Here is a 22,584-nt window from a genome sequence, read left to right on the forward strand (position 1 = left end):
TGATCCCGATCCTCGCCGGCTATGTATCCCATGAAAATGGCCACCCCGTTCCCGAGGCGGCCATCCTAGCCGATTTGCCCGGCTTTCCACACAGCCTGAAGCGGCCGGGCTTTTGATCTGTTGCGGTCGAGGCAGCGAGGGGCTTACGCCGCCTCGTCGGCGACGGTGGTGTCGTCGCCATCGGTATCATCGGCATCGCCCTCGGCATCCGTGTCACCCTCGCCATCGGCGGCTTCCGCCTTGGCGTTGGCGCGACGCGGGCTCTTGGCGAGCTGGGCCTCGATCTCCTTGACCGCTTCGGTCTCGGTCGAGTGCTGCACCACCGCGATCTCGCGGGACAGACGGTCGAGCGCTGCCTCATAGAGCTGGCGTTCGCTGTAGGACTGCTCCGGCTGCGATTCCGAGCGGTAGAGATCGCGCACGACTTCCGCGATCGCGACGATGTCGCCCGAATTGATCTTCGCTTCGTACTCCTGGGCACGGCGCGACCACATGGTCCGCTTGACGCGGGCGCGGCCCTTGAGCGTCTCCAGCGCCTTCTTGACCAGCGCCGGATCGGACAGCTTGCGCATGCCGACATTGGCGACCTTGGCGGTCGGAACGCGCAGCGTCATCTTGTCCTTGATGAAGTTGATGACGAACAGCTCAAGCTTGGCCCCGGCGATCTCCTGCTCCTCGATGGCGAGGATCTGGCCGACGCCGTGAGCGGGATAGACGACGAATTCGTTGGCCTTGAAGCCCTGACGCTGGGTCACGACCTTCTTTTCCTCGACCTTCGGCGCGGCAGCGGGCTTGGTGACGGCGGGCGCCTTGGCAGGCGCAGCAGCAACAGGGGCCTTCGTCGCGGGCTTGGCAGCGGGAGCCTTGGCAGTCACGGGCTTGGCGGCAGCAGACTTCGCAGCGGCAGGCTTGGCGGCAGCAGGCTTGGCAGCGGTCGCTTTCGCGGCCGGTTTGGCAGTCTTGTTAGGCATTGCGCTTCTTTTGTTCTTCGAGGACTTTGCAGCCGGCGCCTTCGTCGCGGTCCGACCCTTGGATGCGCTACGGCTGGCCGCGGCGACTTTTTTGGCCTCCTTATGGGAAGCCCTCGCTGAAGTACTCTTTTTACGCGTTTTCTGTGACACAGCCTGCGCGCGGAAACTGCCACGCCCCTGTTCGACATTTGGTTTTCACGGGAACCCAGAGGGGCCAACGGGCTGACGGGGTTCGGCTTAATGTGCCCAATATAGCACATTTCCCGCAAAAATCAATGATTTAGGGGTCTTCAGGGCTGGTTTTCGGCGGAAGGGCCGCTATTAGGGTTAAGTTTGGGCCCGAATTAATCGCCGGAGCCCGGGTTCGGAGAAAAATATTTCTCGAACTTGCCCTCCATGCCGTCGAACTCCTTGGCGTCGGCAGGCGATTCTTTCTTCTGGGTGATGTTCGGCCAGCTCTTGGCGTACTCGGCGTTGACCCCGAGCCACTTTTCCAGGCCCGGTTCCGTGTCCGGCTTGATGGCGTCGGCAGGGCATTCCGGCTCGCACACGCCGCAATCGATGCACTCGTCGGGGTGGATGACGAGCATGTTGTCGCCCTCGTAGAAGCAATCGACCGGGCAGACCTCGACGCAGTCGGTGTACTTGCACTTGATGCAGTTTTCAGTGACGACGTAAGTCATCCAACGCTCCGAAAAGCTCTTTCAAAAGTCGCGGCTTGCGTAGCGCGGATGGCCCGGCGCCGCAAGATCGGGAAGGCCCGATCATGACGGCTTTGTGCGCTTGATCGACCAAGAAATGAATAAGAAGCGCAATTAATTGCGCGTCCCGAGCTCCTCATAGAGGACCCGCGCCGAGGCCGCATCGCCGCGGCGTTCGTTGAAGGCGATGACCTTCAGGACGCGGACGGTGCGATCGAGCGCGATGGTGAGGACGTCGCCGGCCTTGATCGCATGCCCGGGCGATGTCTCGCGCGCGCCGTTGACGCGGACGTGGCCGGTGACGACGAGCTCAGCGGCCGAGCTGCGCGCCTTCACCACACGGGCGTGCCACAGCCATTTGTCGATGCGCTGCCGCTCGGTCGTGGGCTACTCCTTCCGCCCCGAGAGCTGCTCCTTCAACGCGGCGAGCTTGGCGAAGGGCGAGTTCGGATCAGCCGGACGATCGCGCTCGCGCGGGTTCGCGCTCGAGGCGTAGGGACGCAGCGACGGACCGCCCTGGCGATCGCGCCCCTTGTCGCGGTCGCGGCCGCGATGCTCGCGGCCCTTGTCACGATCGCCGCCGAATTTGCCCTTGTTGTCGCGGTTGCGATCGCGATCCTTGTTGTCGCGATCCTTGCCCTGGAAGCTGCGATTGCGGTCGTCGCGGCGATCGCCGCCCTCGCCACCTTCGCGGCCCTTGCGGAAGTCCTTGCGATGTCCGCCATGGCGATGGCCCGGCTTCGCGCCTTCGGCCGCTTCACCGGGCGCGGCGCTCGCCGCACCGGGTGCAGCTCCAGTCTCAGCACCCGGCTGTGTGCGCGGCTGGTTGTGGTGACGCTGATGGCGATGGCGCTCGTGGCGCGGCTTGCGATCCTCGTGACGGCCGGCGGGACGCCAGACTTCGACGAGTTCGGGCTCTGCGGGCGCGGCCGGAGCCTCGGGCGCCGCAGCGTCGGGCGATGCGGCAGCTTCAACCGCGGCAGTCTCGGCAGCAGCGGCTTCGAGCCCGGCAGCCTCGGTGGACGCAGGAGCCTCTTCGGCCGGCGGCGCTATGCCGGGGGCATCTTCGGGCGTGACGGGAGCCTCGGGAGTCGCTTCGAGCGCCGGCTCCTCTTGAGCGGGCTCGTCGCGCGGCTCCATTCCGGGCGCGTCTTCGACCGTGACAGCTTCGACAGCGGCTTCGGTCGCGGGAGTCATTTCCGCCGGCAGGCCGGCAACGGCCTCTGCCGCAGTCTCGGTCGAGGTCTCCGCGCTGCCTTCGACCGGCGGCGTCTCGGCCACGACCGTCTCTGTAGCGACCGTTTCTGCAGCGACCGTCTCGGCCACGACAGGCTTCGGCGGCAGCGGCGGACGCTTCTCCATGCGATAGCCGAGCGCGCGCAGCACCGAGGCGAAGTCCTCGCCGGCCGAGCCGGTGAGCGAGGTCATCGCCTGTGTGACGACGAAGCTGCGGCCGTCGAACGCGCCGGCCGGCTTTTCGCCGGGCGAATTCTCGCGCCAGGCCAGCGCCGGGCGGATCAGATCGGCCAGCCGCTCCAGGATGTCGACGCGAACGGCGCGTTCGCCGGCCTGCTTGTAGCCGAGCACGCGATAGGCGTCGCGCGGCAGAGCCTTGTCGACCGGAAACGAGGTGCGGCCCGACGATGCCAGATGCTGCGCGCCCGAGAGCGCGGAGAGATCGACATTGTCCTGCTTCAGCGCCCACAACAGCGCTGCGAGCGCACGCGCGGCGGGCTTGAGCAGGCCCGGGAAATAGATGTGATAGGCGCCGAAGCGGACGCCGTATTTGCGCAGAACGGCGCGCGAGGGCTGGTCGAGATCCTTCAGCTCGTTCGCGATCTTGGGCCGCTCCAGCACGCCGAGCGCCTCGACCAGCTGATAGGCGATGCCGCGAGCGATGCCGGTGACGTCCTCGGCCTTCGACAGCTCGAACATCGGCCCGAGCAGCTTCTCGATATGCGTCTTGAGCCAGAGCTCGAGCCGCGCCTGCACCTTGTCGCGAGGGGGGCCGGTCAGGCGCTCGTCGGAGATGATGCGGATGCGCGGATGCAGCGCCTCGTCTGCGGCAGACAGTCGCGCCACGGCATCGCCGGTCCAGCGGATGATGCCTTCGGAGGTCAGCACGAACTGCTCGTCCGGGGCATTGCCCAGCTTTTCGGCGCGGGCGTTGATCTCGCCGGCGAGCACGGCTTGCGCTGCAGCCTGCAAGGCTTTCGCATCGGAGCCGGCTTCCGCCGCATCCGGTGCAAAGGTGAAGCCGTCGAGGCGGCCGATGACATGGCCTTCGACGATGACTTCGCCGGTCTTGCCGATTTCAGTATTCAAGCTCGTGTTCTCCCGCAGGCGGCGCATCAATACACTGGTCCGGCGATCAACGAAACGCTCAGTCAAGCGTTCATGGAGCGCATCCGATAATTTATTTTCGACTTCCCGCGTGATCCCCTGCCAGCGCTCGGGGTCTCTCAGCCAGTCGGGGCGGTTGGCCACGAAGGTCCAGGTGCGGATCTGCGCGATTCGGGCCGACAGCGTGTCGATGTCGCCGTCGATGCGGTCGGCCTGGGTGACCTGGGCCTCGAACCAGGAATCGGGGATGCATCCCTTCTGCATCAGGAAGCCGTACAGCGTCGTCACCAGCTCGGCATGGGCGGCCGGCGACAGCTTGCGATAGTCCGGGACCTGGCAGGCTTCCCACAGCCGCTCCACCGCAACCTTGCCATGCGCGATATCGCGCACCTCGCCGTCGCGGGCGGCGTGATCGAGCACGCGCATGTCCTCGGCGATCGGCGCGCGCGTCAGCGCCTCATGGCCTGGAGCGAGGTTGAGCGAGACCTGGAGCGCGCCGAGCGAGGAGAAATCCAGCCTGGCGTTGCGCCATTGCAGCACCTTCACGGGATCGAAGGTGTGGTTCTGCAGCGCGTTGACGAGCTCGGGCTCGAACGGCGCGCAGCGGCCCGTGGTGCCGAACGTGCCGTTGCGGGTGGCGCGGCCGGCGCGGCCGGCGATCTGCGCGAATTCGGACGGCGTGAGCCGGCGGAACTGGTAGCCGTCGAACTTGCGGTCGGAGGCGAAGGCGACGTGGTCGACGTCGAGATTGAGGCCCATGCCGACGGCGTCGGTGGCGACGAGATAATCGACGTCGCCGTTCTGGAACATCGCGACCTGCGCATTGCGCGTGCGCGGGCTGAGCGAGCCCAGCACCACGGCGGCGCCGCCGTGCTGGCGCCGGATCAGCTCGGCGATGGCGTAAACTTCATCGGCCGAGAACGCGACGATGGCGGTGCGGCGCGGCTGGCGCGTGATCTTGCGGTCGCCGGCGAATTCGAGCTGCGACAGCCGGGGCCGCGTGATCATGGAGACGCCCGGCAGCAGCCGCTCGATGATCGGCCGCATCGTGGCGGCCCCAAGCAGCAGCGTCTCGTCGCGGCCGCGGCGGTTGAGGATGCGATCGGTGAAGACGTGGCCGCGCTCGAGATCGGCGGCGATCTGCACCTCGTCGACGGCGAGGAAGGAGACGTCGAGGTCGCGCGGCATCGCCTCGACCGTCGAGACCCAATAGCGCGGGTTCTTCGGCTTGATCTTCTCTTCGCCGGTGACGAGCGCGACGCTGGCTTCACCGGCCCTGGCGGCGATCTTGTTGTAGACCTCGCGCGCGAGCAGGCGCAGCGGCAGGCCGATCATGCCGGAGGGATGCGCGAGCATCCGCTCGATGGCGAGATGGGTCTTGCCGGTGTTGGTCGGCCCGAGCACCGCGGTGACGCCCGCGCCAGGCACTCGATCGTGAAGGGCGCGCTCGGAAGCGAAGGGGGAGGAGGAAAAAGCCATGTGTGGGGATTAGGTAGTGCCGATTTGGGCGAATGTCAGTGCTGGATGGGGCGGTGTGGGGGCTGGCAGTGTCAGCCATGTCTCCGAACGCCGGGCGGCCAGCCACGCGCTCCGCTGTCATGCCCCGGTGTGGGAACGCCCATCCCCCGAACCCCGCGCAACTGTTTCACTTTGCGACGCTTTTCCCGTTCGCTTTAAGCTTCGGAACGACTCTAGAACGAATCGCGGCCGAATCGCTGACTCCCGATTGAGTCCTGTTCCGTTCCCGCAACATGTCGCGGGACTCGCAATGGCTGCGCACTAGATGGAGTTTTGCGCAGGCGCACAAGCGGGCGAGACCGTTAAAACTGGGGACGGCCCCGAGTCGAATCAGAATCGGGCAGGAGTCAAATGGATTCCCGGCGCGTCATGCGCGGGCTTGGCCCGCATCCATCGTCTTCGAAGCGGATGGATGGCCGCCTTCCCAACCCATTTTGCAAAACAACCCCATGCACAGTAGGCAAGTCGTTGAAATCATTGGGGCCCGCTTCCGGACCCGATTTCGTTCGCCATTCCGTGGCGCGCCCCCTGGCGCGAGGGCGGAATGACGCCGAGAGAGAGCGAGCTGCGCAGCGCGCCTACTGCGTCTTGGCGACGCGCGGGGGCTGGGCCGAGGTGACGAAGCTGGTGGCTTCCAGCATGGCCGGCCCCAGCGGCGTCGGCACCTTCAGCCAGAACGGGACCAGGATGCGCGTGCCGGCGATGGGGGCGAACGCGATCTCCATGTTGCGCTGGGCGGCGAGGTACTTGATCACGGGGCGATCAGGGATGTAGCCGGCGATCGGCACGAAATAGATCGAGCAGACCACGACCGGGCCCTTGTAGCCCTTTTCCGCCTTCACCGTGTCCATGCGCTTGAAATCGAGCTTGAGTTCGTAGCGCATGCGGCCGTCGAACACCGGCGCCGCGTTGCGGCAGGCTTCCGGCGAGACGGGATCGCCGGTGCCGGGCACGCGCAGCAGCGAGGCGGTCATGGGGTCCCAGACGCCGCGGCGATGCGCCTCGGTGACGACGATGCGGTCAGGATCGACCGGCGGCTCCGGCAGGATGGAGAAATCCTTCACATTGCCCTTGTCGAGGGTGATGCGGATTTCCTCGGTCTTCTTCTGGGTGGTGGTGGAGGCCTGGTAGCCGGTCGCGACCAGCGCGCCACCCACGACGCGCCCCTGGCTGGCGCCGGTGCCGGCCCCGCCGGTGAACGACTTGAGCAGCCCCGAGGTGCCGCCGGAGGCGGCCGCCGAGAACACGTCGTCCTGGATATCGATGTTCCAGGCGCCCTTGCCGACGGGAATGCCGGCCAGCGAGGCCTCATATTGCGCCTCGAGCTTGCCCTGCGCCGCCGCCGGCGCCGCGCCGAACGCCAGGCCGGACCCGAGGCCCAGCGCGCAAAGCGCCACCAGCCTGCCGGCAAAACGCGGACGGACCGGGCGCAGCTCTTGCGCAAAATGAGGCGTTGTCGGCACGAAACAATCCAATCGGAGCGCGATGCGCTGTTACTTAAGCCAAAAACCGCGGCAAGCAATGTAGCCGGGCCCGAAAGGGCCGGGAACTCCACTGGACTCATCAAGCGCGAATACGCCCTTTATGTGATGGTAAGGCGCGACAAACATTGCCGTTTTGATGATGGGGCGGCTGCCGCGGGCTCCCGCCTCTCCCGCTCTCTCCGACGTCATGCCCCGGCTCGATCGGGGCATCCGGTACGGCGCGGCTCCTCTGGCCAGCCGCGCCGCCTCGGCGTACTGGATCGCCCGGTCAAGGCCGGGCGATGACACCAGGGTGGCGGCACGAAAACCCGCGTCCCAACAGCCCCGAAAACTTGACGCAACGCCCCTTCCCCCCTATACGTCCGCCCGCTCCCTGCAAGGACGAAAGAATTTGCCCCCGTGGCGCCCAGAATGGCGGCCGCAGATCGTTGGGGGCTTAGATTGAGGATTTCTACCATGTCTCGCCGCTGCGAACTGACGGCCAAGGGCCCCCTCGTCGGCCACAAGGTCAGCCACTCCAACATCAAGACCAAGCGCCGCTTCCTGCCGAACCTCGTCAACGTGACGTTCCAGTCGGAGGCTCTCGGCCGCAACGTGCGCCTGCGCGTCTCCACCAACGCGGTCAAGAGCGTCGACCACAATGGCGGCCTCGACCCCTTCCTGCTCAAGGCCGACGCCGACAATTTGTCGCCGCGCGCCCTCGAGCTGAAGCGCGCCATCCAGAAGAAGGTCGGCGACGCCGCTCCGGCGAAGCAGGCGAGCTGAGTTTTTTGAATCGGGCGGGGGCTAGGTTGCGTCGCGTGGCGTAGGCTTAGCCGAGTAGAGTTTGAGTGGCGGCCGGATCGGAAGATCCGGCCGTTTTTGTTGTGTATCAACGTAGCGGCATCCTACTGCGAGGACTCCCTTCGTTGCGATTCGCAGCCTATGCTTTAGCCCTATTTGCCATCAACCGCGGCGTGCATAAAAAGAAAAGGGAGAAAGACGTCTCGGTCCACGAAGTAGGGGCGGAATGAACGTTGCTGTAAAGGCTGCAAAGCATGCTGCACCCGGGCCATATTTGGGCTTCGCGCTGCAACCGGTTCGACTTTGCTATCACCTTCTGACTTGTCCCAGCGGGGCTCAGGTCTCCTTGGAATTATTAGATGATGTAGCTAGCCGAGCTTAGTGGAGGCGGCAGAGGCAAGCTGATGCAGCTTTGCGACAGTCTCGACGCCCTGGACGTAAGGCTCAAGTCCCTTCCAAGCGTATCAGGCACGCTTGACAAAGAAATGCTCAGACAGCGATCGGCCACAGAGGAAGTACTCAGCCAGCTGAACGAAACTCGAAATGAAATTTCCAACTTGGAACGAGCTTCCGAGATCGCACGTGAAGCTACCAACCATTTTGATCGGGTTGAACGTTTCTTAGGGCGTCTTGAGCAAGCACTGCAGTTGTATGACCGTGCGGACCAATCGTCAAACCTGCGTACGGAGATCGCCGCACTTCGAAAACAAATCGAAGATGTTCAAAAGGTCATTTCCGAAGCAGAGATCCGTCGCAAATTGAGCAATGCTCTTGCTAGAGTTGAGAGCATGACCAGCCAAATGGTCCCCCAACTCGATGCTGAATGGCCGGGTGCACCAGTCAAACTCATAATTGAGGACCTTACGATCAAAGTAATTCGCGGTAGTCGAGACGACTATCTTTGGGAAATCGGCAGTGGTGCAAATTGGCTTGCATATCACGTTAGCCTGACGCTTGCACTGCAAAAGTTCTTCCTGACAGAGCCCCAACATTTCGTACCGGGTTTTCTGGTCTACGATCAACCGAGCCAAGTCTATTTTCCAAAGCGGGCCGCGAGCGATGATACGGCCGAGGGTTTCACTCTCCGTGATCAAGACGTCGTAGCTGTCCGCAAGATATTTGCCCTGTTGGGGCGAGAAGCGGAAGCCGCCGGCGGTCGCCTTCAGATTATCGTGCTTGATCATGCTGACGAAGGCGTTTGGGGTGACCTTCCCGGAGTCGCTCTAACCGAAGAGTGGCGCGGCCAAGCTCTTGTACCTTCCGAATGGTAGTCTTAGCGAGTCCGGCCAAAGATGTCAGAATACGATAACTTCATTGACAAGTTTCGAGAGAGTTTGCGTCACGTCGAGAGTTCCATCGCAATCGCCCTGAATGCGCATTTGGAGATCGAAGGGAATCTCGACGACTACTTGAACGCCATCTTTGCCCATCCGAAATATCTTCACCAGGCTCGTCTATCCTACTACGACAAGCTGGCGGTGGCACGCGCATATACGCCAATTGCACATGACAGGCCAGAATGGGAAATGATGACACTGATCAACACGATCAGGAACAGGATCGCGCACCGTAACAAGGACGAGGTTCTACAGATTGACGTAAGCCGATTACGAGCCATTGTATTCCAGGCTTTTGAGAAGCTCCAAGCTGAACTGACGGGCGCTGCCCCTAGCGAAGTCATAATTTACGCGACTGCTATTTGCTGCGGCTTCTTGCTTGTACTGACAGAGGAAGTGTCGCAAACCGAAAGGGTCCGAATTCACAGCGAATAGATTCGACGCACACTTCCTCATTTCCCACTATACTCGCCCCGGTAGCATCACCCGGAGGCGCAGCCCATGGAGTCCGCAGCCACCGCCGATCGCAAGACGGAGCCGAAGCATCTCGTCATCTGCTGTGACGGCACCGGCAACGAGATCAGCGAGAACATCTCCAACGTCCTGAAGCTCTATCGCTGCCTGCGCAAGACGGACAGGACGCAGCCGCGGCAGATGGTGTTCTACGATCCCGGGGTCGGCACGGTGACGGAGCCGACGACGTGGCACCGCTTCAAGGCCAACGTCAACATGGTGCTGGGGCTCGCCACCGGCTACGGGCTCGATGACAATTTGCTCTCGGCCTATTGCTTCCTGGTCCAGCATTACGCGCCCGGCGACAGGATCTACCTGTTCGGCTTCTCGCGCGGGGCCTACACGGTGCGCGTGCTGGCGGGGCTGATCCACAAGATCGGCCTGATCTCGCCGGAGCAGGCGAACCTCGCAGGGAGCGGGCTGATCGCCTACAAGCAATATTCCGGCACCGGGCACGGCAACGATGCCGCCGACGTCGAGGACGTCGCTTTCGACGAGAGCGGGCCGGTCCCTAAGGACAAGTTCGATCTCGCCGCGCAGTTCGCGCGCATCACCTCGACGCGGTGGCCGACCATCCACTTCGTCGGCGTATGGGACAGCGTGGCCAGCGTGATCGTGCCGCGCCCCGACCGCCTGTTCTGGCCGAGCCTGGAGGAGCTTGCCTTCACGCTGCGCAACCCCAGCATCAGGATCTTCCGGCAGGCGATCGCGATCGACGAGCGGCGCTGCATGTTCCGCCTGAAGCAATACCGCGAGCCGCAGGAGTTCTGGAGCAACCGCTACGTGCCCGACGAGAAGAAGGTGCCGCAGGACATCCGGCAGGTGTGGTTCGCCGGCGTGCATGGCGACGTCGGCGGCGGCTATCCGGAGGCGGAGAGCGGGCAATCGAAATATCCGCTGCTGTGGATGATCGCGGAGGCCGCGAAGGCCGGGCTGAAGTTCAACCCGCGCACCGTGAACCAGCTCGCCTGGGGCGTCCAGCGCAAGAACTCGCCGTTCCACTACGTGGCGCCCGCCTTCACCGGCAAGACCGGCACGCTGCACGATTCCATGAACTGGGCCTGGCGCCTGCTGGAATATGTGCCGAAGCGCGCGACATACAGGGAATGGCCGGAGCGCAAGGTGGTGCTCGGCTTCTACATCCCCGACGCCGAGCCGCGCGTCATTCCCGAGGGCGCGCATGTGCACGAGAGCGTGCTGAAGCGGATGGCGGTGGAGCCGGACTACCGGCCGGTGAACATGCCGAAGGACTACGTGACCGTGCCGATGCCGGTGGAGCCGGGGGCGGACCTGGAGGCGGGGGAGATGGCGGAGCCGTGAGGATCGCGGCACGCTGTCCCTTACCCTCCCCTGGCGGGTGGCCAGCTACCGCCGCTTTTCAGCTTCGCCGACACTTTTCATTAAAATTCTCCTCCGCGCCTTAGCCGGATCGCATCATCTCCTTGCGATCATTCGGCACGATCACCGCGAACCTGCGGACTTGGAGGAGACGTGCCACAGCATCCGCGCCGATTTACCCGCGTGAAGCCCGCAGGGCTGGTGTCGCGGCAGGCCAAGATCATCACCGACCCGCGCGCGCCGGTGATCCCCTGCACGCTGATCGACTATTCGCCCGGCGGAGCCTGCGTCGATCTCGGCGGCCAGGTGAAGATTCCCGATCGCTTCGAGCTCCTGCACGTCAACACCAAGAAGCGCTGCCGCATCGCGTGGAAGCGCGGCACGCGCGTGGGCGTGGTGTTCTAGAGGGGGTGTGCTCGCGGCGCGACCTCTCGCACCACGACCGCAGCTACTTCCGCATCCTCGCCTTTGCGCCGGCGACAATCTGCATGACCACGCCGGCGAGCCAGCCGGCGAACACGAGCCAGGTCCAGGTCATGTGCGGGTCGAGCCGGAGCACGATGACGACGACGGAGACGAAGGCGGTGAGCGTCGCAAACAGCGTGCCGGCGGCGCTCATGAACTCGGCGGCGTCGATCTGGCTGTGCGCATCGTCGAACGGCATCTGCGGCGTGTCGATGCCGAGATAGAAGCCGATGGCGCCGAGCAGCATCATCAGCAGCAGGAAGCCCTGCGTCGTCAGCATCGGTATAGCCGACCCGACATGGGCGCCGACGAACAGCCCGCAGGCGGCGCCCGCCATCGCAAGGCCGACGCGCTCGAAGATGTGAGCCGCTTTGCGGACAGGATAACGCATGGGCAGCCCCTCCATTGCCTCTGGTTTCGCGGAAGGTTAGGCCAGTTTGGCGGGCCGTGGAAGCTCGGGGGAGTTACGGAGGGGTGAAGAACACCTGAATCACCTTGTGCACGCCTGCCTACTATTGTCATCGCGAGCCAACGGCTCAGCGCTTCGCGCGGCCCGATGACAGGCTCCGCGAAGCAATCCAGAGTCTTTCCGTGGAGGGATGCTGGATTGCTTCGCTGCGCTCGCAATGACGGGGGGCGGCAGCGCGCTGCCTACCTAGCGCCGAACGTGGTCTTGCCGAACAGCTCCTTCTGGGTCGAGGGCTGCGAGCGCCAGTATTGCGGCGGGGCTTCGACCTGGCCGCCGAGCTCGGCGGCGGCGTGCCAGGCCCAGCGCGGGTCGTAGAGCATGCCGCGGGCGAGCGCGACCATGTCGGCCTTGCCCGATGCGACGATCTCTTCGGCCTGCTTCGCTTCCGTGATCAGGCCGACGGCGATGGTGGGCAGGCCGGTCTCGCGCTTGATCGCGTCCGCGAACTGCACCTGGTAGCCGGGGCCGAGCGGGATCTTCTGCAGCGGCGAGACGCCGCCGGAGGACGCATCGATCCAGTCGACGCCGCGCGCCTTCAAGGCTTTCGCGAACGCGACGGTCTGCGCCAGGTCCCAGCCGCCCTCGACCCAGTCGGTCGACGACACCCGCATGCCGACCGGCTTGTCGGCGGGGAATGCCGCGCGGACCGCGTCGAACACTTCCAGCGGGAAGCGCATGCGGTTCTCGAGGCTGCCGCCATATTCGTCGGTGCGCCTGTTCGAGATCGGCGACAGGAATTGATGCAGGAGATAGCCGTGCGCGCCGTGCACCTCGATGGCGTCGATGCCGAGCCGCGCGGCGCGCCTGGCGGAATCGACGAAGGCCTCGCGGATGCGCTTCAGGCCCGCTTCATCGAGCGCGAGCGGGGCGGCCTCGCCTTCCTTGTGCGGCACCGCCGACGGGCCGACGGTCTGCCAGCCGCCCTCGCTCACCGGAATCAGCTGGCCGCCGTCCCACGGCCTGGCACTGCTGGCCTTGCGGCCGGCATGGGCGAGCTGCATCGCGATCGCGGTCGAGGAATATCTGCGCACCGAGTTGAGGATCGGCTTCAGCGCGGCTTCGCAGGCGTCGCTGTAGAGCCCGAGGCAGCCCGGGGTGATGCGGCCGATCGCCTCCACATGGGTCGCCTCGATGCAGAACATCGCCGCGCCCGACAGGCAGAGATTGTTGACGTGGGTGAAGTGCCAGTCATTGGCGACGCCATCCTCGGCCGAATACTGGCACATCGGCGACACCACGAGACGGTTCTTCAGGGTCAGGCCGCGCAGCTTGATCGGGGAAAACAGGACGGACATGCGGGGAGTTCCGGGGAAGGAGGATGATGCGGGAGAGTGTAGTGGGCGCGCGGCGGATTGCTAGTTGCGCGGCGGGAATGGGGGGTAGCCCGGGCGTGCATTTCCGCAATGGCGTTTTGAAGCAAGCCAGCGTCCCCACCGAGACAGACTGCCCTACTCCGTCAGCGTGAATTGCAGCAGCAGGGTCCGCTGCAGCATCGAGAAATTGTCGTCGGAGATCAGCGTCAGCACCGTCTCGCCTTCGCTCGTGACGTGGGCGTCGATGGCTTCCATGTTGTCGATCTCGTGACCGAGATCGGCGGCGAACAGCGCGGGACCGTCGACCAGCGCGCCCGGCGCGATCGATTTCAGCGGGATCGCGCGGATGCGGATGTTGACGCCGGTGAACCAGGAGAATTTGCGTTCGAGGATGAGCAGCTCGCCCGAGGGCAGCAGCACGGCATCGCTGATGTCGTAGGTCTCGGTGCGCCGCACGCTGAACTGGCCGGGCGAGGCGCCGCCGATCAGGAAGGCGATGAGATTGCCGTCGGCATCGAGCGCGCGCTCGGAGAAGGCGATCAGGCTGCCCGCGAGCGGCAACTTCTGGTCTTTGCCTTTCGGCACGGCCACCATCGCCTCAAGCCCCTTGTTGTAGGGCAGCTTGCGCAGGGCCGGCGGGATGGCGATCGCCTCGCCGCGGGCGCGCGTGCCGCCCTTGGCGAAATCGTAGCGCAGGATCTGGTTGACGCGCTCGAGCCCGACATAGACGAGATTGCCGTCGCGCGCGAGCGACTCGGTGTCGTACCAGAGCTTCTTCTCGGTGATCGGCCGGCCGTCGGGGCCCAGCACCGGCGCGGCCTCGACATCGGCAAGTCCGGTCATCTCGCGGCCGGAATAGCGGATGGCGCCGGTGAACCAGCCGCCCTGGTCCGAGATGGCGAGGAAGCGCTCGCCCCTGCCGTCGAGGAAGCGGAGGCCGGACAGGCCGCCGAAGCCGCGATAGGGCGAGGTCAGCACCAGGCCGCTGCGATAGTCCAGCGAGCCGAAGCGCGTGCGCGAGCGGTCGCGCGGCTCGAAATTGGGAATGGGGCGCGCATTGACCTCGACGCTGACGGGCTCCGCGACCGCGTGCTCGACCTGAAGCGCGCGTTGAGCCGTTCTTGGCGGCGGCTCGGCCGCGGCCTGCGCCTGCGCGATGCGGGAGACGGCGAGAGTGGAAAGTCCCGCCGCGGCGTGCCCAAGGAAGCTGCGGCGGGACGAATGCGTGCTCACGAATGCAATTTGCGTCGCGGGCGACCGGGGGCTTGCGTGGGCGCCGTGTTGGTCTCGCTGAACAGCTCGGCGAGCTTCTCGGTGATGGCGCCGCCGAGCTCTTCGGCGTCCACGATCGTCACCGCGCGGCGATAATACCGGGTCACGTCATGGCCGATGCCGATCGCGATCAGCTCGACCGGCGAGCGGGTCTCGATCTCCTCGATGATGTGGCGCAGGTGCCGCTCGAGATAATTGCCGGGATTGACCGACAGCGTGGAATCGTCGACCGGCGCACCGTCCGAGATCATCATCAGGATCTTGCGCTGCTCGGGCCGGCCGAGCAGGCGCTTGTGCGCCCAGTCCAGCGCCTCGCCGTCGATGTTCTCCTTCAGCAGCCCCTCGCGCATCATCAGGCCGAGGTTCTTGCGCGCGCGGCGCCAGGGGGCATCCGCCGACTTGTAGATGATGTGGCGGAGATCGTTGAGGCGGCCGGGATTGGCCGGCTTGCCGGCGGCAAGCCACGCCTCGCGCGATTGCCCGCCCTTCCAGGCGCGCGTGGTGAAGCCGAGGATCTCGACCTTGACGCCGCAACGCTCCAGCGTGCGCGCGAGAATGTCGGCGCAGGTCGCGGCGACCGTGATCGGGCGGCCGCGCATCGAGCCGGAATTGTCGAGCAGCAGCGTCACCACGGTGTCGCGGAACGTCGCCTCCTTCTCGTGCATGAAGGACAGCGGGTGATAGGGATCGGTGACGACGCGCGACAGCCGCGCGGGGTCGAGGATGCCCTCTTCGAGGTCGAACTCCCAGGCGCGGTTCTGCTGCGCCATCAGCTTGCGCTGCAGGCGGTTGGCGAGGCGGGCGACGATGCCCTGCAGGTGCGCGAGCTGCTTGTCGAGATAGGCGCGCAGGCGCTCCAGCTCGTCATGGTCGCAGAGGTCCTCGGCGGCGATGACCTCGTCGAACTTGGGCGCGAAGGCGTGGTATTCCGGCCCGCGCGGCTCGTTCTTGCCGTGCTGGTTCGGGCGCGTCGCCTCGCCCGGCGTCTCGTCGTCGCCGAGCTCGCCGTCGTCGAAGGTGTCGGATGTCGAGGCCTGCGCGCTTTCCATCGCGCTCTCGCTCATCTCCTCGCTCGAGGCCTGCGCCTGGTCGGCGCTCATCTCCTGCGCGGCGTCGGAATCGGGCGAGCCCTCGGCGCCGGACTGGTCGTTGTCGCCGTCCTGGTTCTCGTCGTTCTCGTCGTTGTCCTCGCTGTCGGCGCTGCGCTCGTCGCCGAGCTCGAGCGCCGAGAGCAGGTCATGCACGGCATCGCCAAACTTGGACTGGTCCTCGAGCACGCCGTCGAGCCGGTCGAGCCGCTTGCCGATCTTGTCTTCGAGGATCGGACGCCAGAGGTCGACCATCTTCTTGGCCGCGGCCGGCGGCGCCATGCCGGTCAGGCGCTCGCGCACCAGCATCGCCAGCGCATCGGCGAGCGGCGCGTCGGCGCGGTCGGTGATCTCGTCGAACTTGCCGCGATGGAAATGGTCGTCGAGCATCGCGGTGAGGTTCTTGGCAACGCCGGCCATGCGGCGCGCGCCGATCGCCTCGACGCGGGCCTGCTCCACCGCCTCGAACACGCCGCGCGCCTGCGGATTGCCGGGCATCAGCTTGCGATGCACCTTGGGATCGTGACAGGCGATCTTGAGCGCGATGGAATCGGCATGGCCGCGCACGATCGCAGCGTCGCGCTTGGTCATCTTCCGAGCCGGCTCGGGCAGCCGCGCCTTGCCGGGCGCAAGGCCCGGGCGCTCGGCCGCGAAGGTGACGTCGAGCTCGGGCGCTTTCGCGATCGCCTTCAGGCAGGAGGCCACCGAGCGCTTGAACGGCTCGGTCGGCGCTTCCTTGGTGTTGCGGAATTTGGAGTTGGAGGTGGTGCTCATCTCGATCTCACCGTCGTCCCAGGCTCAACCCGAGCCGTCGTCCCCGCGAAGGCGGGGACCCATAACCACAGGGAGCAGTTAGTGAGGTACTGACGGCCCCGCTCTTCGCAAAACCACGGCCTGTGGTTATGGGTCCCGGATCTGCGCTGCGCTGGTCCGGGACGACATCCCACACCTCAGCTCAGCGCCACGTTCACCGCCGATTCCGGCAGCTCGGCGTTGAAGCAGCGCTGGTAGAATTCGGCGACCAGGGGACGCTCGAGCTCGTCGCACTTGTTGAGGAAGGTGACGCGGAAGGCAAAGCCGATGTCACCGAAGATGTCGGCGTTTTCCGCCCAGGTGATCACCGTGCGCGGGCTCATCACCGTCGACAGGTCGCCGTTGGCGAAGGCGTTGCGGGTGAGGTCGGCCAGGCGCACCATCTTGTTGACGATGTCGCGGCCCTCCTGGGTGCGATAGTGCTTGGCCTTGGCCAGCACGATCTCCACTTCCTCGTCGTGGCTGAGATAGTTCAGCGTGGTGACGATCGACCAGCGGTCCATCTGGCCCTGGTTGATCTGCTGGGTGCCGTGATAGAGGCCCGAGGTATCGCCGAGGCCGACGGTGTTGGCGGTCGCGAACAGGCGGAACGCCGGATGCGGCTTGATCACCTTGTTCTGGTCGAGCAGCGTCAGGCGGCCGGAGACCTCCAGCACGCGCTGGATCACGAACATCACGTCCGGCCGGCCGGCGTCGTATTCGTCGAACACCAGCGCAACGTTGTGCTGCAGCGCCCAGGGCAGGATGCCGTCGCGGAATTCGGTGACCTGCTTGCCGTCGCGGACCACGATGGAGTCCTTGCCGACGAGATCGATGCGGCTGATGTGGCTGTCGAGGTTGACGCGCACGCAGGGCCAGTTCAGGCGGGCGGCGACCTGCTCGATATGGGTGGATTTGCCGGTGCCGTGATAGCCGGTCACCATCACGCGGCGGTTGCGGGCGAAGCCGGCGAGAATGGCGAGCGTGGTGGCGCGGTCGAAGCGGTAATCGGAATCGACTTCGGGCACGTGAGGATCGACTTCGGAATAGGCGGGCACTTCGAGATCGCTGTCGATCCCGAACACCTGGCGCACCGACACCTTCATGTCGGGCAGACCGGAAACTTCCTCAACTTTGGACAGGGCGGCGGTCGTCATCAATCCTCCGAGGTCCCGGGCGGTCCCGAAACCGGTTATTCGCACGTTGGCTGCGGCTGGGTGCTGGAAAGCAACCTATCAGAGACAACGAGCCGGCAGAAGCCCGGGCAACAATCAAAGTTCCGTTGTCTTTTCATTTAGATAGGTAAGGAACGCAGTTTTTGGAGGGCTGCCTTGCGAATCACGCCCAATTTCCCTGCGATTTGGGCGCAGCAGCCCGCGATGGCACTGTTGCGGCATGGGCCTGCCCATGTAGGGTCCGAACTCCAGCTCTCCAGCCGGCCGCAGAGACGACGTGACATCCTTCCTCGATCCCCTCATCGCCTTCGTCTCGGCCCATGCCTGGCTCGGCTATCTCACCCTGTTCCTGGCGGCGCTGCTCGAAGCCGTGCCGGTGGTGGGATCGGTGATCCCCGGTTCGACCATCATCCTGGCGCTGAGCGCGCTGGTCCCGGGCGGCGAGCTGCAGCTGCCATGGGTGCTGCTCGCGGCCGCAGCCGGCGCGCTGCTGGGAGACGGCTCGGCCTACTGGATCGGCCACCGCCGCCAGCGCGAGATCCTCAGCACCTGGCCGCTGACCAATTATCCCCGCGTGGTCGCCGAGAGCGAAAACTTCTTCAACCGCTTCGGCACGTGGGCCGTGTTCTTCGCCCGCTTCGTGCCGCCGATCCGCGCCTTCGTGCCCGTCACCGCAGGCGCCCTGGGCATGGCGCCTGCGAGATTCTACGCCGTAAACATCCCGGCGATCCTGGCTTGGGCCCCCGCGCATGTGCTGCCGGGCGTTCTCGCGGTCACCGCGCTGCACGATTATGCCGGGCTGCATCATCACGAGCATGTCGGCAAGCATATCTGGATGCTGACCGTGGTGGGCGTTGCGGTCACGGCGAGCGTTGGGATGTGGATCTATCGCCGTCGGCGGAACGGCGCTGCCGCCGTGGCCAAGCCGGGGGAGTAGGCTGCTGCGACGCCATAGGTGTCGTCCCTGCGAACGCGGGGACGACAGCCCGGCATCGAGCTTCTAACCAGCAGCTCCCGCCCGACGCCCCGGCGCAGGCCCCACATATCTCGCCCTCGGCCTGATCAACTTCCCGAACTGCAATTGCTCGCTGGCATGCGCGATCCAGCCGACGCTGCGGGCCATCGCGAACAGAGCGAGCTCGCTGCCGGCGGGCAGGCGCAGCGCGTGCACGAGGACGGCGAGCGCGTAGTCGATATTGACGAATTCGCCGGTGGCTTCGGCGATCCGCTCCGGCACCTCGCGGGTGAACTTTCGCGGCGCCCCGGCGCGCGACAGCGCATTGAGCAGCGATTGCGCGCGGGGGTCGCCCCGCTTGTAGACACCATGGCCGAAGCCGGCAAAGCGCTCGCCGAGCGCGACGCGCTCGCGCACCATCGGCTCGACATCGCGATCGACCAGCGCTTTCACCAGTTGCGAGGCCAGCACGCCGGCACCGCCATGCTTCGGGCCCTTGAGCGCGGCGAGCCCGGCGATGACGGAGTCGTAGAGGTTGAGGCCGGTCGAGGCGGCACAGCGTGCGGTGAAGGTCGAGGCGTTCAGCTCGTGATCGGCGAGCAGCACCAGCGCGCGGCGGATCAGGTCGGGCGCATGCTTGTTGTCGGCCACCCAGGCCCCGGCAATCTGCTGATGCAGCGGCTCGGCCGACGGCTCGGCGTTGAGCATGGTCGCAACCAGCAGGCGGACGATGCGCGCACCGACGAGCGCGCGGCCGTCGGGCGCTCGGGTGAAGGCGCGGGGATCGGCGCTCGCGGCCAGCGCGAGCACGGCGATGGCGCGGTCGATCGGCGCGGCCCGGCGCGCGGCTTGGCCGATCGCGCGCATCTCATCGGAAATCTCCGGCTGATTGTCCGGATCGAACGGATCGACGCCGGAGACGTCCCAGAGCAGCGTCGCCGTGTGCTCAAGCGTATCGCTCTCGGAAAGATCGACGCAATTGACGCCGCGGTAGATCGCACCCTCCTCGGTGATGGTCGAGATCTCGGTGTCCATCACCGGCAGGTCGGCATCGAAGCTACGCAGTCCGCGCGGCTCCGGCGACGGCACGCGGCGCTCCTTCAGCGCGCGGACGTCCTCGGCGCGGTAGCGGTTCTTCCTGGAGTCCGGCGTCGGCTCGGAGCGGATCAGGCCGCGGCTGACATAGGCGTAGAGGGTGGCCGGGGAAACCGCGAGCTCGGCGGCGGCTTCCCGGGCAGACAAGTAGAGCGCCGAAGAATTTTTCATGTTGATTTATGTAATCAAGATTGATCAATGTGTCGAGAGGCCTGACCTTTCCCCTGCGTGCGATGCAAAAGGGAGATTTGGGCCATGAACATCCACCTCACCAAAAGCCAGATCGGGCTGGACGGCGTTCCCGCGGCCGAGACCGTGCTGAGTCACGTCGACGGCGAGCGCGGCGAGCTGATCATCGCCGGCGAGCATGTCGGCCGGCTGGCAAGCCAGTCCAGCTTTGAAGGCGTCACTGCCCGGCTCTGGAACGGCGCCAGCAAGAGCAATCTCAGCGAAGCCAATGTGCGGGCAAGCCTGGGCACGGCGCGCGAGCGCGCCTTCGCACGGCTCGGCGACCTCCTGCCGGCGACGCGCGGCATGGGCATCGTCGACGGGTTTCGCGCAGGCGTCGCGGGGCTTCGTGCAGAGAACGGGCTGGCGCACGAGGCGACCATCGTCGGCGCGTTGCCGATGATCGCGGGCGCGCTGGTTCGCCGCGCCAAGGGGCTCGAGCCGGTCGCGCCCGATCCGAATGCGAGCCATGCCGCCGATACGCTGCGGATGCTGCGCGGCTCCTCGCCGGAGCCGCGCGAGGTCGCGGCGCTCGACGCGTATCTCGTGACGGTCTGCGATCACGGCATGAATGCGTCCACCTTTACGACGCGTGTGGTGGCCTCGACTCAGGCCGACCTGTTCGCCGCCATCACCGCCGGCTATTGCGCGCTCACCGGCCCGCTGCATGGCGGCGCGCCGGAGCCGGTGCTGGAAATGCTCGATGCGATCGGCTCAAGCGATCGCATCCGGCCCTGGGTGGATGCAGCGCTCGCGCGCGGCGAACGGCTGATGGGCTTTGGCCATCGCGTCTATCGCGTGCGCGATCCGCGCGCCGACGTGCTCAAGGCTGCGATCGAGCGGCTCGCGGCGGACGGCGCCGACCTGCCCTTTGCCGGCGAGGTCGAGGCCTATATCCGCAGCGCGCTGCGCAAGAAGAATCCGGATCGGCCGCTGGAGACCAATGTGGAGTTCTTCACCGCGATCCTGCTCGATGCGCTGGCGATTCCGAGGCAGGCGTTCACGCCGGTCTTCGCTGTCGCGCGCGCCGCAGGCTGGACCGCGCATGCGCGCGAGCAGCAGCGGACCGGGCGCCTGATCAGGCCGAGCTCGTCCTATGTGGGCGCGATGCCTGCGGACTGATCGCGAGCGACCTCCGGCCTGCCGAATCCATCACCGGGCATTCTGCGAGCATGACGAAGGTTTCAGCAGGCGATCCGGAACGATAACGCGCGCTGCGCATTCATGCTTGCCCCAACGAATGCCTTCTCAGGGGCAGGCAACAAAGGAACGGTAATGAAGAAACTCTCCTACGCCCTCGCTGCAGGAACGCTGCTCGCTCTGTCGTCACTCGCAATGCCAGCCCATGCGCTGACGGCTCATCCGATCCCGGGCGCTGCGGTCTCGGCGGACGTCGTGAACGCTCGCTATCATTACGCTCCGCGACGAGTCTGCACCGTACGCACGGTCGTCAAGCGCGGCTATCACGGGCGTCGCATCGTCAAGCGCGTCCGCGTCTGCCGGGTGAGGTGACGTTGATGGTGCCGTCCGCTTCCGGGTGGACGGCATTCATTATGAGCTTGGAAAGCATGCGTGGAAGCAAGGCGCCTGCCGCACCCTACGCCTCCCGAACCACCGTCTTCAGATAATTGTACGCCTTGATGATCTCGATCAGGCGATCTTCGGTGGAGCGGTCGCCGCCATTGGCGTCGGGGTGGTGCTGCTTGACCAGCGCCTTGTACTTCGTCTTGACGTCGGCGAGCGTGGCGCTGGGGCCGAGGCCCATGACCTGGAGCGCCTTGCGCTCGGCATTCATCACCTTGCGCGTCTCGGCCTTGGGCTGGGCTTCGGGACCCTTCCGCCAGTTGGCGCGGCCATTGATCTCCGAGAACATGCTGAACGGATCGGACGCCATGTCGATTTCGGCTTCCGCATTCTTCTTGCCGCCATTGGCGCCCATCTTCCAGGTCGGGCGGTGGCCCGTCAGCGCATCCTTCTGGTAGCGCGCGACGGCGTCGGCATTCATTCCGGAAAAGAAATTGTAGTTCTGGTTGTACTCGCGCACATGATCCAGGCAGAAATGCCAATACTCGCGCTGGTTCTCGCGCCCCTTGGGCGCCCGATGCGAGCCCTTGTTCGCGCAGCCCGCCCACTCGCAATTGACGGCGGTGTCGCGCGGCTTCACTTCCGGCTGCTTGCCGCGCGGCTTGACGCGGATGGAGTCGAAGAACTTTGATGAATCGATCGGCATGGCTGACTTTGACTACGCAATGCAAAAACCTTCAAGTCTTGACATTGCAATTCGCTGAGCACCCGGTCGCAATGACCTTGGACGTCCGGGTATTGACGGAGTGCGATCGCGCACCTTAATGGCACACATGGCTATGAAAGACACTATCAGCAACAAGTTGCAGGAAGCTTTCACGCCGGAAAGCCTGCAAGTCGTCGACGAGTCACATTTGCATGAGGGGCACGCCGGCCATCGGGCGGGCGGCGAGACGCACTTTCGCGTCTATATCGTGTCTGATGCCTTCAAAGGGAAGAGCCGGGTCGACCGCCATCGCATGATAAATTCGGCGCTGGCCGCGGAACTCTCCGGCGGCGTGCATGCGCTCGCGATCCAGGCACAAGCGCCGGGGGAAGGCTGATGCTGCCCTCCCGTCCCGGACGAGCTTTCACATAATTGAATCGTTCGTCATGCCCGGGCTGGACCCGTGCGCCCCACGTTCATTCGCGCAACAGCGTAGACGTGATGGTCGGGTCAG

General features: G+C 65.4%; 21 protein-coding genes. 9 read left to right on the forward strand and 12 right to left on the reverse strand.

Annotated features, from left to right (window positions below; genetic code table 11):
* Window positions 1–143 precede the first annotated feature (143 nt).
* From ASG57_RS18635 to ASG57_RS18655, 5 genes are all read right to left on the reverse strand, one after another.
* The gene (locus tag ASG57_RS18635; RefSeq protein ID WP_080654871.1) at window positions 144–971 is read right to left on the reverse strand and encodes a CarD family transcriptional regulator; all 828 of its coding nucleotides are present in this window, start codon (window positions 969–971) and stop codon (window positions 144–146) included.
* Window positions 972–1,315: 344 nt separating this feature from the next.
* Complete coding sequence (gene fdxA, locus ASG57_RS18640; RefSeq protein ID WP_024339238.1) at window positions 1,316–1,654, reverse strand: ferredoxin FdxA; 339 nt, start codon at window positions 1,652–1,654, stop codon at window positions 1,316–1,318.
* A 132-nt stretch (window positions 1,655–1,786) separates the two neighbouring features.
* Complete coding sequence (locus ASG57_RS18645; protein WP_080654872.1) at window positions 1,787–2,038, reverse strand: RNA-binding S4 domain-containing protein; 252 nt, start codon at window positions 2,036–2,038, stop codon at window positions 1,787–1,789.
* A 21-nt stretch (window positions 2,039–2,059) separates the two neighbouring features.
* Complete coding sequence (locus ASG57_RS18650) at window positions 2,060–5,494, reverse strand: helicase-related protein (RefSeq protein ID WP_057196964.1); 3,435 nt, start codon at window positions 5,492–5,494, stop codon at window positions 2,060–2,062.
* Between the two features lie 617 nt (window positions 5,495–6,111).
* Window positions 6,112–6,966 (reverse strand): DUF3108 domain-containing protein, encoded by an 855-nt coding sequence (locus ASG57_RS18655; protein WP_502690803.1) that lies wholly within the window; start codon window positions 6,964–6,966, stop codon window positions 6,112–6,114.
* 507 nt (window positions 6,967–7,473) lie between these two features.
* Between ASG57_RS18655 and rpmB the strand changes: the two genes are divergently transcribed.
* The 5 genes from rpmB to ASG57_RS18680 all read left to right on the forward strand — a co-directional run bounded on the left by rpmB (window position 7,474) and on the right by ASG57_RS18680 (window position 11,393).
* Window positions 7,474–7,782, forward strand: a complete 309-nt coding sequence (gene rpmB, locus ASG57_RS18660; protein ID WP_057196965.1) for a 50S ribosomal protein L28 — start codon at window positions 7,474–7,476, stop codon at window positions 7,780–7,782.
* A gap of 422 nt (window positions 7,783–8,204) precedes the next feature.
* On the forward strand, window positions 8,205–9,071 hold the full coding sequence (locus ASG57_RS36835) for a DUF3732 domain-containing protein (RefSeq protein WP_230646688.1): 867 nt from the start codon (window positions 8,205–8,207) through the stop codon (window positions 9,069–9,071).
* Window positions 9,072–9,092: 21 nt separating this feature from the next.
* On the forward strand, window positions 9,093–9,572 hold the full coding sequence (locus ASG57_RS18670) for a hypothetical protein (RefSeq protein WP_057196967.1): 480 nt from the start codon (window positions 9,093–9,095) through the stop codon (window positions 9,570–9,572).
* 66 nt (window positions 9,573–9,638) lie between these two features.
* Window positions 9,639–10,970: a T6SS phospholipase effector Tle1-like catalytic domain-containing protein gene (locus ASG57_RS18675; protein WP_057196968.1), complete on the forward strand. Its 1,332-nt coding sequence runs from the start codon at window positions 9,639–9,641 to the stop codon at window positions 10,968–10,970.
* A gap of 171 nt (window positions 10,971–11,141) precedes the next feature.
* Window positions 11,142–11,393, forward strand: coding sequence for a PilZ domain-containing protein (locus ASG57_RS18680; protein WP_024339245.1), 252 nt, complete (start codon window positions 11,142–11,144; stop codon window positions 11,391–11,393).
* 43 nt (window positions 11,394–11,436) lie between these two features.
* Here the strand turns inward: ASG57_RS18680 and ASG57_RS18685 are convergent, their stop codons facing one another.
* The 5 genes from ASG57_RS18685 to cobS form a co-directional block, all read right to left on the reverse strand.
* Window positions 11,437–11,844 carry a hypothetical protein gene (locus ASG57_RS18685; RefSeq protein ID WP_024339246.1) on the reverse strand — a complete coding sequence of 136 codons (408 nt, stop codon included), beginning with the start codon at window positions 11,842–11,844 and terminating at the stop codon, window positions 11,437–11,439.
* Window positions 11,845–12,104: 260 nt separating this feature from the next.
* Complete coding sequence (locus ASG57_RS18690; protein ID WP_057196969.1) at window positions 12,105–13,217, reverse strand: NADH:flavin oxidoreductase/NADH oxidase; 1,113 nt, start codon at window positions 13,215–13,217, stop codon at window positions 12,105–12,107.
* 153 nt (window positions 13,218–13,370) lie between these two features.
* Window positions 13,371–14,468 (reverse strand): esterase-like activity of phytase family protein, encoded by a 1,098-nt coding sequence (locus ASG57_RS18695; protein ID WP_057196970.1) that lies wholly within the window; start codon window positions 14,466–14,468, stop codon window positions 13,371–13,373.
* A complete protein-coding gene (gene cobT, locus ASG57_RS18700) occupies window positions 14,465–16,369 on the reverse strand; it encodes a cobaltochelatase subunit CobT (RefSeq protein ID WP_024339249.1) in 1,905 nt (634 codons plus the stop codon). The genes ASG57_RS18695 and cobT overlap by 4 nt, the downstream gene beginning before the upstream one ends.
* Before the next feature lie 176 nt (window positions 16,370–16,545).
* Window positions 16,546–17,544: a cobaltochelatase subunit CobS gene (cobS, locus tag ASG57_RS18705; RefSeq protein ID WP_057196971.1), complete on the reverse strand. Its 999-nt coding sequence runs from the start codon at window positions 17,542–17,544 to the stop codon at window positions 16,546–16,548.
* Window positions 17,545–17,839: 295 nt separating this feature from the next.
* Here cobS and ASG57_RS18710 point away from each other — a divergent pair, with 295 nt between their 5' ends.
* The gene (locus ASG57_RS18710) at window positions 17,840–18,499 is read left to right on the forward strand and encodes a DedA family protein (protein ID WP_057196972.1); all 660 of its coding nucleotides are present in this window, start codon (window positions 17,840–17,842) and stop codon (window positions 18,497–18,499) included.
* 63 nt (window positions 18,500–18,562) lie between these two features.
* Here ASG57_RS18710 and ASG57_RS18715 read toward each other — a convergent pair whose 3' ends face one another.
* The gene (locus tag ASG57_RS18715; RefSeq protein WP_024339252.1) at window positions 18,563–19,783 is read right to left on the reverse strand and encodes a citrate/2-methylcitrate synthase; all 1,221 of its coding nucleotides are present in this window, start codon (window positions 19,781–19,783) and stop codon (window positions 18,563–18,565) included.
* A gap of 84 nt (window positions 19,784–19,867) precedes the next feature.
* Between ASG57_RS18715 and ASG57_RS18720 the strand changes: the two genes are divergently transcribed.
* Both ASG57_RS18720 and ASG57_RS18725 read left to right on the forward strand, forming a co-directional pair.
* The gene (locus ASG57_RS18720; protein ID WP_057196973.1) at window positions 19,868–20,962 is read left to right on the forward strand and encodes a citrate synthase/methylcitrate synthase; all 1,095 of its coding nucleotides are present in this window, start codon (window positions 19,868–19,870) and stop codon (window positions 20,960–20,962) included.
* 153 nt (window positions 20,963–21,115) lie between these two features.
* The gene (locus ASG57_RS18725) at window positions 21,116–21,352 is read left to right on the forward strand and encodes a hypothetical protein (RefSeq protein WP_057196974.1); all 237 of its coding nucleotides are present in this window, start codon (window positions 21,116–21,118) and stop codon (window positions 21,350–21,352) included.
* 85 nt (window positions 21,353–21,437) lie between these two features.
* Here the strand turns inward: ASG57_RS18725 and ASG57_RS18730 are convergent, their stop codons facing one another.
* The gene (locus ASG57_RS18730) at window positions 21,438–22,070 is read right to left on the reverse strand and encodes a J domain-containing protein (RefSeq protein WP_024339255.1); all 633 of its coding nucleotides are present in this window, start codon (window positions 22,068–22,070) and stop codon (window positions 21,438–21,440) included.
* Between the two features lie 127 nt (window positions 22,071–22,197).
* On the opposite strand from ASG57_RS18730, the gene ASG57_RS18735 reads away from it, so the two are divergent.
* The gene (locus ASG57_RS18735) at window positions 22,198–22,467 is read left to right on the forward strand and encodes a BolA family protein (protein ID WP_024339256.1); all 270 of its coding nucleotides are present in this window, start codon (window positions 22,198–22,200) and stop codon (window positions 22,465–22,467) included.
* Window positions 22,468–22,584: the final 117 nt, after the last annotated feature.

Source organism: Bradyrhizobium sp. Leaf396 (assembly GCF_001424605.1).
GTDB classification, from domain to species: Bacteria; Pseudomonadota; Alphaproteobacteria; order Rhizobiales; family Xanthobacteraceae; genus Bradyrhizobium; species Bradyrhizobium japonicum_C.

Excerpts from the sequence above, each read along its gene's own strand:
- ASG57_RS18635 (WP_080654871.1), bottom strand. The coding sequence starts at position 971 with ATGCCTAACAAGACTGCCAAACCGGCCGCGAAAGCGACCGCTGCCAAG.
- fdxA (WP_024339238.1), bottom strand. The coding sequence starts at position 1,654 with ATGACTTACGTCGTCACTGAAAACTGCATCAAGTGCAAGTACACCGAC.
- ASG57_RS18650 (WP_057196964.1), bottom strand. The coding sequence starts at position 5,494 with ATGGCTTTTTCCTCCTCCCCCTTCGCTTCCGAGCGCGCCCTTCACGAT.
- rpmB (WP_057196965.1), top strand. The coding sequence starts at position 7,474 with ATGTCTCGCCGCTGCGAACTGACGGCCAAGGGCCCCCTCGTCGGCCAC.
- ASG57_RS36835 (WP_230646688.1), top strand. The coding sequence starts at position 8,205 with ATGCAGCTTTGCGACAGTCTCGACGCCCTGGACGTAAGGCTCAAGTCC.
- ASG57_RS18670 (WP_057196967.1), top strand. The coding sequence starts at position 9,093 with ATGTCAGAATACGATAACTTCATTGACAAGTTTCGAGAGAGTTTGCGT.
- ASG57_RS18675 (WP_057196968.1), top strand. The coding sequence starts at position 9,639 with ATGGAGTCCGCAGCCACCGCCGATCGCAAGACGGAGCCGAAGCATCTC.
- ASG57_RS18685 (WP_024339246.1), bottom strand. The coding sequence starts at position 11,844 with ATGCGTTATCCTGTCCGCAAAGCGGCTCACATCTTCGAGCGCGTCGGC.
- ASG57_RS18690 (WP_057196969.1), bottom strand. The coding sequence starts at position 13,217 with ATGTCCGTCCTGTTTTCCCCGATCAAGCTGCGCGGCCTGACCCTGAAG.
- cobT (WP_024339249.1), bottom strand. The coding sequence starts at position 16,369 with ATGAGCACCACCTCCAACTCCAAATTCCGCAACACCAAGGAAGCGCCG.
- cobS (WP_057196971.1), bottom strand. The coding sequence starts at position 17,544 with ATGACGACCGCCGCCCTGTCCAAAGTTGAGGAAGTTTCCGGTCTGCCC.
- ASG57_RS18715 (WP_024339252.1), bottom strand. The coding sequence starts at position 19,783 with ATGAAAAATTCTTCGGCGCTCTACTTGTCTGCCCGGGAAGCCGCCGCC.
- ASG57_RS18720 (WP_057196973.1), top strand. The coding sequence starts at position 19,868 with ATGAACATCCACCTCACCAAAAGCCAGATCGGGCTGGACGGCGTTCCC.
- ASG57_RS18725 (WP_057196974.1), top strand. The coding sequence starts at position 21,116 with ATGAAGAAACTCTCCTACGCCCTCGCTGCAGGAACGCTGCTCGCTCTG.
- ASG57_RS18730 (WP_024339255.1), bottom strand. The coding sequence starts at position 22,070 with ATGCCGATCGATTCATCAAAGTTCTTCGACTCCATCCGCGTCAAGCCG.
- ASG57_RS18735 (WP_024339256.1), top strand. The coding sequence starts at position 22,198 with ATGGCTATGAAAGACACTATCAGCAACAAGTTGCAGGAAGCTTTCACG.